Raw genomic sequence first — 15,866 nt, forward strand, 5'->3', positions numbered from 1 at the left:
CTCCTTAATGGCCTACGGCGATCCAGTCGATGCCGAGTACACCGGGGCTGCCGATGATCGACGAATACCAGGTGTAACCCGTTCGCGTGGGAGCGCCGGATCCGGCGAGTACCCCGATCATGGACGGGTTAGCAGAGCGGCCTGTGCCCAAGACATGCCAGCAAGCGTTAGGGAAGGCGAGCGGGAACGTCGTCGACCCAACCCCACCCGCATTGGTCAACGTGACACCCCACATGAGGGTGAAACCAAATAGCCACGACGGGAAGACGATGTAGCCGTTGGTGGTAAAGCTGCAGGCGAAGCCGGCTCGCATCTTCGCGGGCGTAACGATGACATTGTCCATAGCACCGGCATTCACCTCGGCCTGGGTGCCGATACGAAGCACGCCATGCAGTGCCTCGGTCGCCATCGCAGCGGCTGAACGAAGCACCTGAAATACCCTGAGCGACGTCATGATCTTAGTGTCGTCGGTGCCAGACTCGGCTTCGACCTGCGTAGCCTGGGCGGCCCTCAATTTTTTCGGCGTGACAATGACAGTGTCATCCGTACCGGTGGTGACCTGTTCTTGTGTGGCAATTTTTGCCCAGCCCAATACATTTTCCGTGGCTTGGACGACCACTTTGGCAATGGCTTGGAAGACCCGTACAGGTGTCATGAGCTTGCTTTCGTCGGTACCGGCTTCCGCTTCGGCCTGCGTAGCCTGGGCAGCTCTCAACTTTTTGGGCGTGACGATGGTGGAATCGTCCGTGCCGGCACTGATGTGCGCCTGGGTGGCAATTTTTGCCCAGCCTGATGCTTTTTCTGTCGCCTGCTTTACCACCTTAGCGATGGCTTGAAATACGCGCAGCGGAGTCATGATCTTGCTGTTTTCACTACCCGCTTCAGCCTCGGCCTGGCTCGCGCGCTTAGTCAGACTGTCGACGTAGGCGCGTGTTGCCAGCACCACGCTGGGGTCGATCTTCAACTCAATGTTGCTGGAGTTGCTGACGATCATGTTCATACGCACGACCTGCGTGCGGCCAGAGCCCTGGTTGAGTAACGGTTTAAACGAGGGTGCGCAGTTGGCGATGGCGATCATGTCGCCGTCTGAATCGTACAAGCTGATTTCGCGGATCCACCAGCCGCCGACGTTTTCCGGAATCACCTGTTCCGCGACGATGATTGCTGCATTCTCCGGGTCGACTTTGAGCAGGTTCAGCGGTGCGCGGCGCCGTTCGTTGATGAGCTTGGTCTGAGTGGCGTCCGGCATGGGGTCGGTGCCGTTGGCATCGCCGACGCCCATCTCGGTTATTTTCCAGGGAATGCCCAAGGCATCAGCATTTGCCTGTTTGGCGACGCCGATGTTGGTGAGAATCGCGAAAAACTGAGAGTTCTGGTCGATCATGAGCGTACGTCCATGGTGTCTATGGTGTGGTCGCGACCTCCACGGCCAATCACGCCGCTGACTTCGATGTCGCGTTGGGCGGGTGGGTAGACGCTGATTTCGTCGCCTTCATATAGGGCTGCGGCGAGGTACAGTTGGCCACCGGTTTCCAGATGGATTGCCAAGCCGGTGAGGTGGCGACTACGAGGTTTGGCGTCATCGATAAGGAAGGTCAGTTCCTGGTACATCTCGTCGGTGATGCCGGTGTCCAGTACGCCGACCTTGACCGCGAAAGTCCCGGGCACGCCCTCAGGGATGGTCTCGTGCCACTCAATGACCTCGATCAGGTAGCCGAGCGGCTCGACGACGCGGCGCAGGGCACCGATGGTGCCTTTGCGGGAGTGGATGTAGTACGCAGAGCGAATGGCCGCGCGTTTGGTGGCTTCGGTCCAGTCGCTGCTCCAGCGGTCCACGGAAAACGACCACGCCAGGTACGGCAGCATCTCGACCGGGCATTGCGATGGGTTCCAGAGCTGCCGCAGCGGAATGGGCGTGCGCTGGATCTGCGCCAGCGCTTGGGCCGCCAAACGCTCCAATTGGGTGGCGTTGCGCGGAAGAAGCGAAATGCTGTCCGTCATTCAACCCCCTGAAGCACTGAGATACCGGTGCAGTAGGGGGCTTGGTACGGCGTTGCACTGATGTCCTTCCAGTCTTCCAATTCGACTTTACGCACGCCTTCAACGTGCAAAGCGGCGTGGATGGCGGATCTGGACACCTCCATGGCCAGGCGTCGACGCTGACGCACCAGCGCGAGCAAGCGTTTCTCGGCAGCAGCAAGGATCGGCTCAGACTCCGGGCCGCTGGTTTTCAGGAACAGTCTGGCTTTGACCTGGTACGCAATGACCGCGGCACTCTGCACGGTCAAACGGTCGGCCAACGGTCGGCGGTCGTCGTCGCTGAGGTAGGTACTGACAATGCTGAGCAATTCAGGGGATGCAGTGCCGTCGCCCAGCAGCGCCTGAACCGTCACGACCACCACCGCTGGCGAGGGGCTTTCAGCCGTGGCGTCGGCGACGCGCCCATCGGCTGCTCGCGCGTGGAAGATGTAACTGTTACGCGGCCCCGCAGTGCTCAGGCCTTCCCAGGCCATTTGTGCCCGTTCGCGCAAGCTGTCGTCGCTCTCCAGAACTTCGGGAATCGGCGGCACGGCGCTCGGATTGCCTTTCTGTACCACCAGGCGGCGGACGTTGTAGTTCGCGGTCAGGTTCTCCAGGTCGGCGCCTTTGGCCAGGGCCAGCATGTTGGCAACCGAGGCCTCGTTGACGCGCTGGCGCCAGAGGGTTTCGCGGTAGGCGTTTTCCTCGAGCAGCTTGGTCAGCGGTTCGGATTCCAGCGCCAGACGGGCGGCAATTTCCGCTTGCTGTTCCGGGGGCCAGAGGCTGATGGCGTAGGCTTTGCGCTCTGCGAGGATGACCTCGTAGTCGATCTGCTCGACGATTTGCGGCGCGGGCAGTTGGCCGAGGTCGATAGGGACGAAGGTGTTCATGCGTTGGCTCCCAGCTGCAGGGGCACGCGCAGGTTTTGCACTTCGTTGGAATCGACCAGGGCCGCTTCCAGGTCTATTTCAATCTTGCCTTCCAGGGTGATGCCGCTGAACTGGACGCGGCTCAGGGTGATGCGCGGTTCCCAGCGCATCAGCGCCATTGCGGTGGCCGCGTAGAGGCGCAGGCGGGTGGCGTCGTTGAAGGGTTGATCGACGAGTTCTGGGATCAGCGAGCCGTAGTCGCGGCGCATGACACGGGTGCCGATGCGGGTTTCCAGGATGTCGGAGCTCGACTGGATGATGTGGTCAAGCTCGCTGATGGTGCCACCGGTTTCTCTGTTCATACGGGGACGGGCTCCCCTGACTGTTCCAGCCCGGACTTCACGCCGCTATGTGGGTGTTTGACCAGGCTGATGCCTGCAGCGATGACGTCTTCGGATACGGTGACCTTGCCGGTGACGTTCTGGTTGCCGGTTTGGGTGTAGTCGCCTTCATGGGTGATCGGGCCGACGATGTGGAGGCCGCTTTGGCTGATGATCTGCGTTGTGCCCGCTTCGGGGAGAACGGCGCGCAGGTGGTGGGCGATGCTGTCGTACTCGATGACGGCGCCGTCGCGGTAGGTTCGGCGTTGGAGGCCGGGGCGGTCGCCGTTGGCGGGGTGGTTGGTGCTGAAGATGCCGGTCAGGGCGATGCCGTTGGCGAGCTGGCCTGATGGGCTGAGGAGTACGACCTGTTCATTCTCTGTGGGCGGGTCCCAGGTCTGGTCTTCGCCTGCTCGGATGGCAATCCATGGCAGCCAGGCGGTGAGTAGGTCTCCGGTTTTCACGCGTACACGCGGGGGTGTCATCTGGACTTGGGCGATGGTGCCGAAGCGGATGAGGTTTTCGATCATGCGGGAGAGGGTGGCTATGTCGTTCATGGCGCCAATGTTGGCGCCTTGTGGAATGGGAGTGCAGCTCGGCTGTATTGTAGGAGCGATTTCTACAAATCGTTCTCGCCCTACACCCGAGTTAAACTCAGTTCATCGAAAAGCGGGTCTAACGAGTTAGAGCAACAACAATAGCGATGACAGCTATCAGTGCAGATACTAACGAGGTAGCGATAATATAGTTGAATTTTTCATTGAGCTTGTTTGAGCTATTTATTAGTTGGTCGATATGCTTAGTGTTATCAATCACAAGTGTTTTTTCACTCGGCACTTCTTGATTGTCACTTGAGGTCTTATCGGCGTGAACGGCGATGATGCTGCCTCCTGCACCCGAGCAGGCTAATAAAATTACCTGCCCAAAAATGTTGAAGTGATCAATTGCGTCCGCAGGCATAAGACATTCGTCTACAAATATATAGAAAAACTTTGGATAAATTAGTTGGTATAGAACACCAAAGCCGATTAGAAAGGCGCGTTGTAATACTATGTCTAGTTTTAGATCCAAAAAAATTATAAATGACACGAATGAACTGCTGAGCGCCGCGTATGTGGCTAGTACGGGATGGTCGTAAACGCCAGCAAAAGGAACTCCTATAAACATTATGCAAAGTGCAATTGTTAGTAGGATTGCGATTCTGATATTAACGCTTAGCTTCATTTTTAAGCATTCCTTGGCGGAAAAATTCAATTGAATCATAAGGATATCATCTGTAGGGAGCGTGTAGCTTACTCAGAGAGGCGATTTAGGATTTCACCTCGTATCATGTCTAGTTCGCCATGGGTGAACCCCAGCAGCTCTCTGCGCTTATATCGCACATCCGGTGCGCCGCGTTCCGCCTGATCATTCAAGCCGTACTGATGCACCCGTGCGATGCGGGCGATGCGTCCCGTGAAGCCAGCGCTGATGCCGTCATTGTTGCTTCGGGCTTTCAGATGAGTCGCAGTGCGTAGCTTCTGAAACATCGTCACCTTTTGCTTAACTCGGCCCTTCTTACTTCGCAGGTTCCGTCGCTTCCTCGGTGTGTATCTGCTGCCATCTGGATTGCGCTGCTCCCCAATCCGTTGTTGCTGACTTCGCCGCAGCTGCTGCGCGATGGTTTTGGCCAGCGAGTTGCGCGCTGCTGGGTCAATCCGCTGCAACAAAACGCCTGCCCACGCTTCCAAGGCTTGCAGTTGATCACTCATGGCCAGGGCGCTGCGGATGCGGGCTGGCCAATGCCATGCTGTCAGCGGGCAATGGTGCCTGCCATTCGGCGACCAGCACGCCGTTCGCGAACACCTGGATCGGCCCTTCAATAGCTTCGTAGGGCGTGTACTGGGGCTCGGCCGCATGTTTCACGGAGTGGGTGCCGTCATCCTGCATCTTCACCAACACCCGCTCAGTCAGAGGCAACGTCAGGCTCATGTCCACCTTGCTGCTGTCGATGATGTCCGCTTCGAACTTGATCCCATCGGCGGATTTATCGAGGTTGGTCATTAACTCCGATTGATTGACCTGCAACCAGCCCAACAGCGGCAGCATGATGCTGTCGGGGTGGCCGGCGAAGTCGGTCAGGATGATTTGCAGGTCGTAGGCGTATTCGAACGACAGGCTTGCTGCCGCCGTGCAGCGGACTTTGCCGTTGTCGATGAAGATCAGCAGCCGGTCCGGGTCGTGCTTGAGTTCCGGGACGGAGGCCAGCAGGTGGGCGCGCAGGCTATCGGGCTTGTTCATTTTGCACCTGGTGTTGATAGACCATGTCGACCTGGGCAGCGCAGTCGGCCCATGCGGCTTCGGCGCGGTCCTGGTCAGTGAGCAGGGCGCCGTTGTGGGTTGGGTTGGTCGCCGGCAGCCGGCACGGCACCACGGCTGGACAGCCAGTGACGATAAGCGTCGGCGCCGGTGAGGGCGGGGCGCTCGCGCAGCCGGCGAGCAGCATCAGGCAAAGGCTGGTCAGCCCAAGCGCGCAGTTGGGAGTTTTCACGTTTGAGTTCCTCGATGGTTTGTTCCCGCTTCGCCAGCCCGTGGCGCAGCAAATCCTGCTGGGTGCGCAGGTTCGCCTGCGCGTCGCGCTCTTGTTGCAACGTCGAGCGCAGGGCGTTGGCCGTGGACAAATTGCGATCGGAATCTTCACGGGCCGTCTTGCCGTTCTGCTCAGCCAGTTCAGTGTTTTTATTGGCTACGGTAATCCGCTGTTCCTGGCCCCAGATCAGCAGTGCCAGAGCGCCCAATAGAGCGAAGCCAAACAAGGCTTGGCGAAGGGTGCTCATGCGCGGTACCAGCCGAGTTTGTTCATGGCGCCGACGTCCAGCTGCTGCACCGGGCCGCGAATGATGATGACCTTGCACCCTGGCATCAGGTATTGGAGCGCTTCACTCAGCAGCTCCATGCCTTGCGGCTCGGTGTCTTCCGGGACCACGAGCAGATCGCCGTACTGAACATTTAGCCTTTGCACTTTTTCGAGGTCGATCATGCGGCCACCGCCTGACCACAGTCGCAGTCTGCGTGCCGTTCGAAGGCACGCTGCAGTTTGATGTCGTAGAGATTTCGCTTGTAGTCGGGACCGTTGTAGAGCTTGGCGAAGACGGTCCATTTGCGGGCCTTCAACGCTTTGTACAGCGCCGGGTCGGTTTCGATGAAGCGGACAAAGGCGTCGAACTGGATCGACTCGCTGGTACTTACGGCCGCGACAAAGTCATGCACGCTGGCGTAACCCAGGCGCTGCCAATGAAAGCCCATGATTTGAAACGCGCCCCATGAGGCCGATTCCAGCGCGGCGGTGTCATCGATCAGACGGGCGCTGCTCAGGCGCTGATGTTCGACCGTACCGCCGGCATATCCACCGGGTTTCGGGTTGACCAGGGCAGGGTTGGTGGCGGCGAGCTGATCGGCGTGGCGCTGGAGCTCGGACGGGTCATCTGCGTCATGTCGGGGGGCTTTGAGTTGGCGGTACATGACGTGCCGTTCGAACAGGATCACTGGCTTGCCGTTGTCGAGAAATCCCTTACCCACGGATTCCACTTCATTGACCGCGTACACGCTGGCTAAGGGCACGTCGAGACGTTTGGCTGCATTCACCAGGTCAACGTTTTTCAGCAGCTTCGAACAATCGCCACCCGCCAGACTGAGCTGGGTTTTGCTGCCGGCGACACCGTCAACCACCAGGCCGACTTTCAGCTGATAAGCGCGGACGGCGTTTTCGGTTGCGTCACCGTAGGCGCCATCCACGCGCAGGTTGGCACCGTGGCTTTTGAGGTTTTTTTGCATGCTGCGCACCGCTTGCGAGCGGTCGCCATGTCGGAGTGTGGTCATAGTTGTTCTACCTTGCGGGTGAAAAACTTGCGTGCCGCCGCGCGGGTGCCCTCGACGCCTAGCAGACCGATGACGCCGCCGAAGAATGGCGCGGTGGACGCGGGGATGCCGAGTAATGACAAACCATGGCTGGCGGCAAGTGCCAAAGCACCGCAAAGCGGCGCCTCAACCACGATGCGACGTAAGGTGCCGCCGCCGTAAATGATCCGAAGGGTGGCGACGATGAGTGCCAGGAGACCGGCGTACAGTGCCGGCCAGTTCTGTTCGAGCCAGGTGACGAACCAGGCCCAGGTGTCAGGACGTTCAGGCATGCGCTTCATTCCATTGTCCGTGGGTGGAGGGTTTGAAGGCTTTGTCGGTCAGTCCCATAGGTTCACCATTTGCCGTTCCGGCGCTGTGCGCTGGGCATCTGGCATCGTGACGACGAGGCCTTGCGGGAGGGTGGGGCCGTAGTCGGCCAGGCCGGGATTGGCTTTGAGGACGTCTTCAGTCACCCCGGCCGTTCGGCCGTAGTGACGCCAGCACAAGGCGTCGACGGTGTCGTGCTGATTGGCGCGGACGGTAACGGCCATCAGATCAACTCCACCGTGGTGCGCCCCAACCCAAGGAAGTCACGCACGGCCCAGCGTTGATCGCGGCGCAGTTCATCAATGCTCGGGGTGAGGTCGTCGGCGTTCTGGTTGCCGCTGTTGGTGGTGTCGAAGGAGCGGTAGCGCTCGCAGATTTCTGCGCCGGTTGCGGTGTAGATGGCCCGCAGGTACAGGTGGACGTTTTCCGATACGTCTTTGACTTTGTCCGCCGGCACTTCAGCAAGGGTCGCGTAGCCTGCTGCCTGCTGGGTCTCGCGCCACGCTTTGAACTCACGGTTGATGGTGATGGCAGCTGCAATGGTGGCGGTTTCTAGCCTGATTGCCGTGACGCTGGAGTCGAGCCGTAGCGTGCCGCGCACGTCTTCCAGATCAATGGAGGGCCAGAAGGGGTCGGTGTTGATATGGCCGCTGGGCGAGGTGCCGCCCGCTACGAATCCGCTCATGAAACGGTGCTCTGTAATAGACGCCGGTGGTCGAGGCTTCACGTTCAGGAGGAGTGGCCTGACGATCGGCCCCGAGCCGGCGGGTGCGTGGGGACGCTCGGTTAACTGCTTGTGGCAGCGAGTTTGTTGAGCAGGCGTTCGGCCCGTTCCAGATCCTTCTTGCCGCCGCAGGCGTCGTGCAGTGCGATCGCTTTTTTCAGGAGATCGATGCCGGCTTGCGGCTGGCCGGTTCGGCCCGGTAGCTCTTCGGTGATGCCTTCCAATGTGGCGCGGCCCATGGCGAGAAAGAGCTTGGCGCGGGCCTGATCGGGCATGTCTTCGGCATCGGTCAGTTCGGCGGTTCGGTGCAGAATTTCGAGGTCGAAAGGCTCGTTGATCTTCTGCGCCTTGAAGGCAGCAGTGGCGACTTCTTCCGCCACCAGGCAGCCCAAGGTGCGAGCAAAACGGTCGGGCATGACCATCTTGTGTTCCAGCACGTACTCGGCGATGTCCAGACCTCCGGCGAAGTCGCCGGCATCGAAACGCCAGACCATGACGGTGGTCATGACTTCGTCCTGGGCGCCTTGGCCTGCTGCCAATACGCCTTGCACGTAAGGCACGTACTCGGGCAGTAACTGGCGTTTGAGTTCGGCTTTGCCTTGGTTCGACTGCACCTGTTTCAGGCGCAGACGGTCCTGCAGCAGTTGGTTGAGCTGATGCTCATAGGCGGTAGCGCCGGCCATGGTCTGAGTAGGGGCGGTCGCTGCCGCCTCGATGGCGGCAGTGACACGTTGGAAGTGGCGGTGGCAGGGGTTGGTCATGATTGCCGTCCTCAGCTCAGGGTGATGTTTTCGGCCATGGCCGCGCAGCCCAGGTCTTCGATCACATAGCTTTCATTGACCGATTCAAAGTTCTCGATGCGGTCGCGTTTCGCGTTGTCGACGACGGTGCGACGGCGGGTGCCTTCCTGCCAATAGATCGACAGGTTGTCCATGCGGGTGACCAACAAGCCGTTGGCAGGGAAGTGCGGGACGCGGACTGCCGGCAGGTTGCCGAGACGCTTTTGGCTGGTGACGATATCGGCCGCGAGCATTTCGGTGGGCGCCTGGTTTTTGTTGATGATCGGGAAGTACTTGTCAGCCAGCAGTTGGCGACCGCAGATCACCACCAGTTCGGTGTCCTCCTGATACCAGGGCTCGATGAGCTCGTTGACCATGCTGACGACCAGGGCGTCGATGTTTTCGAAATCCTTACCCTCTCCGATTTCAATCTTGCCGCTGCCTTCTTTCACTTCAGCCATGACGCGGGCTTCGTTTTCCACGCGCATTTTTTGCAGCCAACCGATGTTCACGTCCTGCAACAGGGGATGGGTAGCGGGGTTTGAGGTCGCGGCGCGGCTGATGCCGTTCCAGCCGATCATGATGCGGTTGAGTGCCTGCGCCTTGATGATGGCGTCGCGGATTCGGGCTTGGAAGTCTTTGAACTTCGCCCACTGATCGAGCTTCTGGTAACGCAGGCCTGTGTCGAAGTTGGTCTGGGTGCAGATATACCCGCGGTTGTCCAAGCCGCTCGGATCACGCGGTTCACGGTCCTTGACCGTGGTGTCGGTGGTGCTCGCGATGGTTCCGTCGATACCGATGCCGATCTTCTCGCCCGTCTGTTCCGAGACGCCGTAGAGGTTGATGGCGCTGAGGAACGAGCTGGATTCCTGAATGCGGGTCTCCAGTGTTTGGGCAACACTCGGCGCGGCGGTGAATTTGGTGGTGACATCGGTGACGCCGTGCAATTGAGCCAGCTGGTGCAGGTAGGCGTTGAACAGAACTCGGGTGTCGTTGCGCATAGGGATCGTCCTTCGTTACTCGGGGCTGGGGTGGGCTGACTGTTAGCAGTCGGTCACGACCTGGTTGTCGCCACCGGATACCGGAGGGCGTTCTTTCTGGCGGTGGTCTTGGGTGGTGGAAAGTTTGGTTTTCAGTTCTTTCAGATCGGTGCTGACCTGGTCGAGCTGAGTCTTCAGCCCGGCTGAAAATCGCTTCTCGGCGGCGAGTTGGTCGGGCAGGTCTTTGACGTGCTCGGCGATGGTTTCGACGGCTTGGCCCATTTGGGCGAACTCGCTGTCGTCCTTGTCCTGCTTGCCTTTGAGCAGGGTCTGGACCTTGCTGAAGAGTTGGGCGCCTAGGCTGGGCTTCTCTTCGAACTCTTCAAATTTCAGTTCGGTCTCGACGGCTTCGGTGAACATCGAGGTCGCTGAGTAATGACGGTCTTTGAACGGGCTGGCATCGGGCTTCTGGGCGGAGAACGCTAGGACGTCGGTGCCGAGGCTGGCAGGGGAGTCGGTCACCGCCAGGCCGACGATGTAGGCCTCACCGGTGTCGGCGAAGCTGTCGTCGATCTCAATGGAGGTGTAGATCTTCTGCTTGGCTTTGTTCATGGCGACCAGGTCGGCGGTGGGCTCGACCTGGGCGAACAGCGCGAGCTTCTTCTGGCCGTGGATGTCGATTTCTTCGGTCTTGACCGCGAGCACATCGCCGTAGGCTTTGAACGGACTTTCCGGCAAAAGGCTGCGGTAGTGCTCCAGCCAGATACGGGCGCCATAGGTGGCCGGGTTGAAATTCTTGGCGGCTTGTTCCAGCCAGGCGCGTTTGATGGTGCGTTTGTCTGAGGTGGCGCCCTCGACGGCGACGCGGAACCAGTTGCTGCGAAATTTCTTCATGCCGTAAATCCTCGGTGCGTGGGCGCCTGCCGTGACGTGAGCAGTGCGTTGCAATGAGGGCATGGTCGTGACGCGCGCGAGTTGCGGCAACGAGGCGGGACTGTAGCGAGGGACGCTACAAGGGGCGGCGCTATTGAGTCGCGGGTATGAGCGGCAGCATCGCGGCCATGAATGCCACCGAACTGCTGCCTATCGATCCCCGCCGACAATCCAAGTTTCTGTACTGGATGGGGTGGCGCATCTGCGAGATCGCAGAGGCTACTGGCGAAAAAGAAAAAACGCTACACAGCTGGAAATCCCGGGATGAGTGGGATCGGGCGAACAACGTCGAGCGTATAGGCGGGGCGCTGGAAGCGCGTCTGGTGCAACTGATCCTCAAGGAAGGCAAGAGCAGCGGCGACTTCAAGGAGATAGATCTGCTGCACCGGCAGCTGGAGCGGCAGGCGCGCATTCAACGGTTTCAGGGTGGCGGTACCGAGACCGACCTCAATCCGAACCTGGCCAAGCGCAACGAAGGGCCGAAGAAGAAAAGCCCGAAGAACGACATCAGCGAAGAACAAATCGAGCTGCTGCGCGAGGCCTTCATCGATGGATGTTTCGATTATCAGAAGGACTGGTACCGGGCGGGCAATCAGCGGACTCGGGTCATCCTCAAGAGCCGGCAGATCGGGGCGACTTATTACTTCGCGCGAGAGGCGTTTATCGATGCGTTAGAGACGGGACGTAACCAGATTTTCCTGTCGGCTTCGAAAAACCAGGCGTACCTGTTTCGTGGCTATATCCAGGCCTTTGCCCGGGAAGTAATTGGCGTTGAGCTGACTGGCGATCCCATTGTGCTCCCCAACGGCGCCGAACTGTTCTTCCTTGGGACCAATGCGCGCACCGCCCAGGGCTATCACGGCAATTTCTACTTCGACGAATTCTTCTGGACCTTCAAGTTTGAAGAGCTGAACAAGGTCGCCTCGGGCATGGCGATGCACAAGAAATGGCGCAAGACCTACTTCTCGACGCCTTCCAGCATGGCGCACGAAGCCTATACGTTCTGGACCGGGGAGCGGTTCAACAAGGGTAAGCCGGCAGCGCAGCACACCAAGGTCGACGTAAGCCACGGATCGCTTCAGCAGGGGCGGCTCTGTGAGGATCGGTTGTGGCGGCAGATCGTCAACATCCTGGATGCGGAGCAGGGCGGCTGTGATCTTTTTGACGTCGATGAGCTGCGGCGCGAGTACAGCCCCGAGGCGTTCGCCAACTTGCTGATGTGCGACTTTGTTGACGACGGGGCAAGCATTTTCCCGTTGGCGTTGTTGCAGTCCTGCATGGTCGATAGCTGGGTTGAATGGGCTGAGGACTACAAGCCGTTTGCGATGCGGCCGTTTGGCGATCGGCAGGTATGGATTGGCTACGATCCAGCCGAGACCGGGGATTGCTCGGGTCTGGTAGTGGTCGCGCCGCCGCTGGTCCCGGGCGGCAAGTTTCGCGTGCTCGAGCGGCACCAATTTCGGGGGATGGACTTTGCTGCCCAGGCTGCGTTTATCAAAAGCGTTTGCGACCGCTACTGGGTGACGTACATCGGGATTGATGTCACTGGACTGGGGAGTGGCGTGGCGCAGCTGGTGCGCCAGTTTTTCCCGGCGGTGACCACGTTCAGCTATTCGCCTGAAGTGAAAACACGCCTGGTACTGAAGGCCTACGACGTGATCCATAAGGGGCGGCTGGAGTTCGACGCCGGGTGGACCGACATGGCGCAGTCGCTGATGGCGATTCGCAAGACGATGACTGCGGGTGGGCGGCAGTACACCTATACCGCAGGACGTAACGACAACACCGGTCACGCCGATCTGGCGTGGGCGCTCTTTCATGCATTGCACAACGAACCGCTTGAGGGGCAGACGGCTGCCAATACTGGGCGGATGGAGATTTATTGATGACTGAACAACACGCCAATCAGGCCTTGGTGCCCGCAGCCACCGATGCACCGCCAGTTAGCCAGGGCACGCGGGTGTTCAGTTTTGGTGATCCCTCGCCTGTGTTGGGTGGGCGGCAGGTATTCGATTACCTGGAGTGTTGGTTTAACGGCCGATGGTATGAGCCGCCGCTTTCGCTGGATGGTCTGGCGCGTTCGGTGGGGGCGAGTGTGCACTTGCACTCGGGACTGATGTTCAAGCGCAACTTACTAAGCAAGACTTTCATTCCGCACCCGATGTTGTCCCGCGCTGCGTTTGAACAGTTTGCCCTGGACTGGTTGTGCCTAGGCAATGGCTACCTGGAATGCCGCCGTTCGGTGTTGGGCAGCGCTATGCAGCTTGTGCCGCCATTGGCGAAGTACATGCGAGCCGGACCAGATGGCATGTTTTATCAGGTGCAGGGCTTCAAAAATGAGCATGCATTCGAACCAGGTAGCATTTTCCACCTGCGTGAGGCGGATCTGCATCAGGAAATCTACGGGCTGCCGGAGTGGATCAGCGCATTGCAATCAGCCTTGCTCAATGAGGCCGCAACCCTGTTCCGGCGCAAGTACTACGAGAACGGTAGTCATGCCGGCTTCATTTTGTACATGACCGACGCTGCGCAGACCGAGACTGATATCGACGCACTGCGCAAGGCGCTCAAGGATTCGAAAGGGCCAGGAAATTTTCGCAACTTGTTTGTGTACTCGCCGACCGGGAAGAAAGACGGAATTCAGCTAATTCCGGTCAGTGAAGTGGCGGCAAAGGACGAGTTCAACTCGATCAAGAATCAGACACGCGATGACGTACTGGCCAGCTTGCGGATTCCGCCCCAATTAATGGGCATCGTGCCGCAGAACGCAGGCGGATTTGGATCGATCAGAGAGGCGGCGCAGATCTATGCGGCGAATGAGCTGGAGCCAATTCAGACGCGGATGTTGCAGCTGAATGATTGGGTGGGAGAGGAAGTAATCCGGTTTAAACCCTACGAAATCGTCGGGGAGGTATCAAGCCCTTCTCCGCAGTGAACGAGACGGCGAGCCGGTGCGTCGACACCAATTCGACCTTGAATCACTCGAACACGCCGATTGCTACCAGACGGTGGTGGACTGGGCGCCCAGTCTAGGGGCGTGGGAAACACGACCAGCAAAAAGGCCCCCGCGTTCTTTGTAAGTGGGGGCTTTTTTACATAAGTGGTGTCACTGGAAGTTCTTGCCCCATCTGGCGTTTAATGTAAACTCAAATGAGTAAATAATCATTTATATCAATCCGGCGCAGATCTAGAGGCTCCAATGACCCATATCGACATAACCATCACCCACCACCGCGTGGAACATTCTGACGGTGACCTTCCGCCATTCTGGCTACTGTATTTCACACTCAATGGTACGGAACATCGCGTACAGCTAGACGGGCATCTGCTGCTGGATCGCACCACTAACGATGGCATCCGCCAGGATTTCAGCGATGAAGCCGAAGCCGCCCTGGAAGCGGCGATTGCCGAGTATGTCGGTGAGCATGAAGCCGAGCTGTCGTTCGACGAGCACAACGAGCAAGAGCTCGCCCAGTTGCTGGCCCGACTCCAGCAACACAGCAATCAGGACTATACCCTGCACAAACTGCCGGGGGATCAAGGTTACGAGTTGCGCCTGCCGATCCATGGCACTCGGCATCAAGTAGCCGTCTATGCCAGTGTGGCTTATGCTTACCGGGGCTTGCAGCAGATTATTCAAGACACTGCGCCAGTGCTCAAACGGCTGAACGCGAACATTCCGCTGGCCTTGCACACTCGCTTCAAAGTCGTCTGCGCACAGCGCAATTTGCCGATGGGCGATGCCTTGATCGAAATGATCCGCGACTGGTGTGAGCCGGTTTGATCTATTTGGGCGCTCGTCAGTTTCCGATGTTTGGTGGAGGGGGTACCTGCCGCCATCGATTGGCCAAACCGTTCCCATACCAGTTGTATATAACAGCCGCAAAAAAGCCCACTCTGGTGGGCTTTTTTCGTGCGGCGCATTTAACGGATGTCCCGTTACTCGTTATGGCTAGTCAAAGAAACCGGCCCCCTCATCGGCAGGCTTGCCGAGCACATAGATCGGCCCTACTTCCTTTTCGCCTGCCAGATGTCGGGTTCCGCTGACCACAGCCACAATCACCCAGCCGTCGGCCAAATAGCGGTTGGTATCATCCTCGCTGAACGATTCATAGATTTCGCTGACATTTGTATTCGACATCGTGACTCCTTGGGTTTTGTAGGCAGTACCGACACGGCACGGCCGGGGTTCCTTTCTTGTTGGTTCCGCTCAACGCGCGGCGGCTTCGCGGGCGGCGCGGTTGTTCGCCTGGGCAATCCACTCCCGGGTGGCCCAGCGCCATCCGCTTTTGGGATCGCTCAGCAGTTGCAGGCCTGACAGCTTGGCATCCGGCTTGTTGAACTGGGCCACCCGTGCGCGCACGTACGGCGCCGTGAAATCGTATTCGATCCAGCCGCCCAGGTCAGGCCGGTCGCTTGCTCTAGCGATCGTTCAGTCGACATCTAAACGGTTTCCTTTCCTTGAAATGGGCAGATTGTAGACAGGTTCGGAAAGATTTTTCCGGTTAGGGGTAAAACTTTTCCGGTACGGGGATTTTTGTTTAGGCCGTGCCGGGTAGGGATTCGCCGATATCGGCCAGTGCCGGTTCGCCCTTTCCGCAGGTTGCTGCCAACTAGCCGAGGACGGGCTCTTGCCCTGGCGCGCGCCGTCGTCCCCCCACCACGCCTGCGGGCTAAATAGGGCGCTTTTTCTGCACGCCCCGCAGGTGCTGTCGCGCGCGCCTGGCTGGGCCTGCTCTAGCATTAATGAGGGTGAAAAAGACTGCGAATCCCTGCGAGGGTAGCCCGTTTTGGAGATGGTGACTGGGGCGCAGTCTGGGGCAATTCTGAGAGGCGGCTCGGGAAAAGGGTTAGTTTTTAGAAAGGGGGAGGGAGGTGTCCTTGAGACCCCGTATTTACTGGGGTTGAGTGCTAACTTTGGAGGGTTAGTTATGGTTAGGTTCAAGGTTATCCGATCGTAAGGCTTTGATCTATAA

General features: G+C 58.8%; 22 protein-coding genes and 1 pseudogene. 3 read left to right on the forward strand and 20 right to left on the reverse strand.

Going from position 1 to position 15,866, the window contains the following annotated elements; all coding sequences use genetic code 11:
* Window positions 1-4: 4 nt before the first annotated feature.
* The 18 genes and pseudogenes from UB23_RS30450 to UB23_RS27175 all read right to left on the reverse strand — a co-directional run bounded on the left by UB23_RS30450 (window position 5) and on the right by UB23_RS27175 (window position 10,851).
* The gene (locus UB23_RS30450) at window positions 5-1,384 is read right to left on the reverse strand and encodes a phage tail protein (RefSeq protein ID WP_045062536.1); all 1,380 of its coding nucleotides are present in this window, start codon (window positions 1,382-1,384) and stop codon (window positions 5-7) included.
* Complete coding sequence (locus UB23_RS27100) at window positions 1,381-2,001, reverse strand: phage tail protein I (RefSeq protein WP_045062538.1); 621 nt, start codon at window positions 1,999-2,001, stop codon at window positions 1,381-1,383. Before UB23_RS27100 ends, UB23_RS30450 begins: the two co-directional genes overlap by 4 nt.
* On the reverse strand, window positions 1,998-2,909 hold the full coding sequence (locus tag UB23_RS27105; protein WP_045062541.1) for a baseplate assembly protein: 912 nt from the start codon (window positions 2,907-2,909) through the stop codon (window positions 1,998-2,000). Before UB23_RS27105 ends, UB23_RS27100 begins: the two co-directional genes overlap by 4 nt.
* Window positions 2,906-3,250, reverse strand: coding sequence for a GPW/gp25 family protein (locus UB23_RS27110; protein WP_045062545.1), 345 nt, complete (start codon window positions 3,248-3,250; stop codon window positions 2,906-2,908). Before UB23_RS27110 ends, UB23_RS27105 begins: the two co-directional genes overlap by 4 nt.
* Entirely contained in the window at window positions 3,247-3,825 is a 579-nt protein-coding gene (locus tag UB23_RS27115) for a phage baseplate assembly protein V (protein WP_045062548.1), read from the reverse strand. The genes UB23_RS27110 and UB23_RS27115 overlap by 4 nt, the downstream gene beginning before the upstream one ends.
* 118 nt (window positions 3,826-3,943) lie before the next feature.
* Window positions 3,944-4,531: a hypothetical protein gene (locus UB23_RS27120; protein ID WP_152644327.1), complete on the reverse strand. Its 588-nt coding sequence runs from the start codon at window positions 4,529-4,531 to the stop codon at window positions 3,944-3,946.
* Between the two features lie 29 nt (window positions 4,532-4,560).
* Window positions 4,561-5,019: a phage virion morphogenesis protein gene (locus UB23_RS27125; protein ID WP_045062552.1), complete on the reverse strand. Its 459-nt coding sequence runs from the start codon at window positions 5,017-5,019 to the stop codon at window positions 4,561-4,563.
* Window positions 5,012-5,548, reverse strand: coding sequence for a phage tail protein (locus tag UB23_RS27130; RefSeq protein ID WP_045062555.1), 537 nt, complete (start codon window positions 5,546-5,548; stop codon window positions 5,012-5,014). Before UB23_RS27130 ends, UB23_RS27125 begins: the two co-directional genes overlap by 8 nt.
* Window positions 5,532-5,798: an Rz1-like lysis system protein LysC gene (gene lysC / locus UB23_RS30455; protein WP_236695889.1), complete on the reverse strand. Its 267-nt coding sequence runs from the start codon at window positions 5,796-5,798 to the stop codon at window positions 5,532-5,534. Before lysC ends, UB23_RS27130 begins: the two co-directional genes overlap by 17 nt.
* Window positions 5,719-6,084: pseudogene (locus UB23_RS27135) on the reverse strand (Rz-like lysis system protein LysB); the annotation flags it as partial. The pseudogene UB23_RS27135 and the gene lysC, both read right to left, overlap by 80 nt.
* Window positions 6,081-6,287: a hypothetical protein gene (locus UB23_RS27140; RefSeq protein WP_045062559.1), complete on the reverse strand. Its 207-nt coding sequence runs from the start codon at window positions 6,285-6,287 to the stop codon at window positions 6,081-6,083. The gene UB23_RS27140 and the pseudogene UB23_RS27135, both read right to left, overlap by 4 nt.
* Complete coding sequence (locus tag UB23_RS27145; RefSeq protein WP_045062560.1) at window positions 6,284-7,126, reverse strand: N-acetylmuramidase domain-containing protein; 843 nt, start codon at window positions 7,124-7,126, stop codon at window positions 6,284-6,286. Before UB23_RS27145 ends, UB23_RS27140 begins: the two co-directional genes overlap by 4 nt.
* Window positions 7,123-7,446, reverse strand: coding sequence for a phage holin, lambda family (locus UB23_RS27150; RefSeq protein ID WP_177328604.1), 324 nt, complete (start codon window positions 7,444-7,446; stop codon window positions 7,123-7,125). Before UB23_RS27150 ends, UB23_RS27145 begins: the two co-directional genes overlap by 4 nt.
* A 39-nt stretch (window positions 7,447-7,485) precedes the next feature.
* The gene (locus UB23_RS27155; protein WP_045062562.1) at window positions 7,486-7,698 is read right to left on the reverse strand and encodes a tail protein X; all 213 of its coding nucleotides are present in this window, start codon (window positions 7,696-7,698) and stop codon (window positions 7,486-7,488) included.
* Complete coding sequence (locus UB23_RS27160) at window positions 7,698-8,159, reverse strand: head completion/stabilization protein (RefSeq protein WP_045062563.1); 462 nt, start codon at window positions 8,157-8,159, stop codon at window positions 7,698-7,700. Before UB23_RS27160 ends, UB23_RS27155 begins: the two co-directional genes overlap by 1 nt.
* Before the next feature lie 101 nt (window positions 8,160-8,260).
* Window positions 8,261-8,959: a phage terminase small subunit gene (locus UB23_RS27165; RefSeq protein WP_045062564.1), complete on the reverse strand. Its 699-nt coding sequence runs from the start codon at window positions 8,957-8,959 to the stop codon at window positions 8,261-8,263.
* Between the two features lie 11 nt (window positions 8,960-8,970).
* Window positions 8,971-9,978, reverse strand: coding sequence for a phage major capsid protein, P2 family (locus UB23_RS27170; protein ID WP_045062565.1), 1,008 nt, complete (start codon window positions 9,976-9,978; stop codon window positions 8,971-8,973).
* Between the two features lie 42 nt (window positions 9,979-10,020).
* Window positions 10,021-10,851 carry a GPO family capsid scaffolding protein gene (locus UB23_RS27175; RefSeq protein WP_045062566.1) on the reverse strand — a complete coding sequence of 277 codons (831 nt, stop codon included), beginning with the start codon at window positions 10,849-10,851 and terminating at the stop codon, window positions 10,021-10,023.
* A 167-nt stretch (window positions 10,852-11,018) separates the two neighbouring features.
* Here UB23_RS27175 and UB23_RS27180 point away from each other — a divergent pair, with 167 nt between their 5' ends.
* The 3 genes from UB23_RS27180 (at window position 11,019) to UB23_RS27190 (ending at window position 14,674) form a co-directional block, all read left to right on the forward strand.
* Window positions 11,019-12,776: a terminase ATPase subunit family protein gene (locus tag UB23_RS27180; protein WP_045062577.1), complete on the forward strand. Its 1,758-nt coding sequence runs from the start codon at window positions 11,019-11,021 to the stop codon at window positions 12,774-12,776.
* Window positions 12,776-13,825 (forward strand): phage portal protein, encoded by a 1,050-nt coding sequence (locus UB23_RS27185; RefSeq protein ID WP_082069259.1) that lies wholly within the window; start codon window positions 12,776-12,778, stop codon window positions 13,823-13,825. The genes UB23_RS27180 and UB23_RS27185 overlap by 1 nt, the downstream gene beginning before the upstream one ends.
* A 264-nt stretch (window positions 13,826-14,089) precedes the next feature.
* Complete coding sequence (locus UB23_RS27190) at window positions 14,090-14,674, forward strand: hypothetical protein (RefSeq protein WP_045062567.1); 585 nt, start codon at window positions 14,090-14,092, stop codon at window positions 14,672-14,674.
* 168 nt (window positions 14,675-14,842) lie between these two features.
* Here UB23_RS27190 and UB23_RS27195 read toward each other — a convergent pair whose 3' ends face one another.
* Entirely contained in the window at window positions 14,843-15,031 is a 189-nt protein-coding gene (locus tag UB23_RS27195; RefSeq protein WP_045062568.1) for a hypothetical protein, read from the reverse strand.
* Between the two features lie 69 nt (window positions 15,032-15,100).
* Complete coding sequence (locus UB23_RS29850) at window positions 15,101-15,253, reverse strand: hypothetical protein (protein ID WP_160298075.1); 153 nt, start codon at window positions 15,251-15,253, stop codon at window positions 15,101-15,103.
* Window positions 15,254-15,866: the final 613 nt, after the last annotated feature.

The sequence above is a fragment of the Pseudomonas sp. ES3-33 genome, from assembly GCF_000952175.1.
In the GTDB taxonomy this organism is placed as follows: Bacteria; Pseudomonadota; Gammaproteobacteria; order Pseudomonadales; family Pseudomonadaceae; genus Aquipseudomonas; species Aquipseudomonas gregormendelii.

Bases quoted from the DNA above. Each gene is read 5' to 3' on its own strand.
- UB23_RS30450 (WP_045062536.1), bottom strand. From the start codon at position 1,384: ATGATCGACCAGAACTCTCAGTTTTTCGCGATTCTCACCAACATCGGC.
- UB23_RS27100 (WP_045062538.1), bottom strand. From the start codon at position 2,001: ATGACGGACAGCATTTCGCTTCTTCCGCGCAACGCCACCCAATTGGAG.
- UB23_RS27105 (WP_045062541.1), bottom strand. From the start codon at position 2,909: ATGAACACCTTCGTCCCTATCGACCTCGGCCAACTGCCCGCGCCGCAA.
- UB23_RS27110 (WP_045062545.1), bottom strand. From the start codon at position 3,250: ATGAACAGAGAAACCGGTGGCACCATCAGCGAGCTTGACCACATCATC.
- UB23_RS27115 (WP_045062548.1), bottom strand. From the start codon at position 3,825: ATGAACGACATAGCCACCCTCTCCCGCATGATCGAAAACCTCATCCGC.
- UB23_RS27120 (WP_152644327.1), bottom strand. From the start codon at position 4,531: ATGATTCAATTGAATTTTTCCGCCAAGGAATGCTTAAAAATGAAGCTA.
- UB23_RS27125 (WP_045062552.1), bottom strand. From the start codon at position 5,019: ATGAGTGATCAACTGCAAGCCTTGGAAGCGTGGGCAGGCGTTTTGTTG.
- UB23_RS27130 (WP_045062555.1), bottom strand. From the start codon at position 5,548: ATGAACAAGCCCGATAGCCTGCGCGCCCACCTGCTGGCCTCCGTCCCG.
- UB23_RS27140 (WP_045062559.1), bottom strand. From the start codon at position 6,287: ATGATCGACCTCGAAAAAGTGCAAAGGCTAAATGTTCAGTACGGCGAT.
- UB23_RS27145 (WP_045062560.1), bottom strand. From the start codon at position 7,126: ATGACCACACTCCGACATGGCGACCGCTCGCAAGCGGTGCGCAGCATG.
- UB23_RS27150 (WP_177328604.1), bottom strand. From the start codon at position 7,446: ATGAAGCGCATGCCTGAACGTCCTGACACCTGGGCCTGGTTCGTCACC.
- UB23_RS27155 (WP_045062562.1), bottom strand. From the start codon at position 7,698: ATGGCCGTTACCGTCCGCGCCAATCAGCACGACACCGTCGACGCCTTG.
- UB23_RS27160 (WP_045062563.1), bottom strand. From the start codon at position 8,159: ATGAGCGGATTCGTAGCGGGCGGCACCTCGCCCAGCGGCCATATCAAC.
- UB23_RS27165 (WP_045062564.1), bottom strand. From the start codon at position 8,959: ATGACCAACCCCTGCCACCGCCACTTCCAACGTGTCACTGCCGCCATC.
- UB23_RS27170 (WP_045062565.1), bottom strand. From the start codon at position 9,978: ATGCGCAACGACACCCGAGTTCTGTTCAACGCCTACCTGCACCAGCTG.
- UB23_RS27175 (WP_045062566.1), bottom strand. From the start codon at position 10,851: ATGAAGAAATTTCGCAGCAACTGGTTCCGCGTCGCCGTCGAGGGCGCC.
- UB23_RS27180 (WP_045062577.1), top strand. From the start codon at position 11,019: ATGAATGCCACCGAACTGCTGCCTATCGATCCCCGCCGACAATCCAAG.
- UB23_RS27185 (WP_082069259.1), top strand. From the start codon at position 12,776: ATGACTGAACAACACGCCAATCAGGCCTTGGTGCCCGCAGCCACCGAT.
- UB23_RS27190 (WP_045062567.1), top strand. From the start codon at position 14,090: ATGACCCATATCGACATAACCATCACCCACCACCGCGTGGAACATTCT.
- UB23_RS27195 (WP_045062568.1), bottom strand. From the start codon at position 15,031: ATGTCGAATACAAATGTCAGCGAAATCTATGAATCGTTCAGCGAGGAT.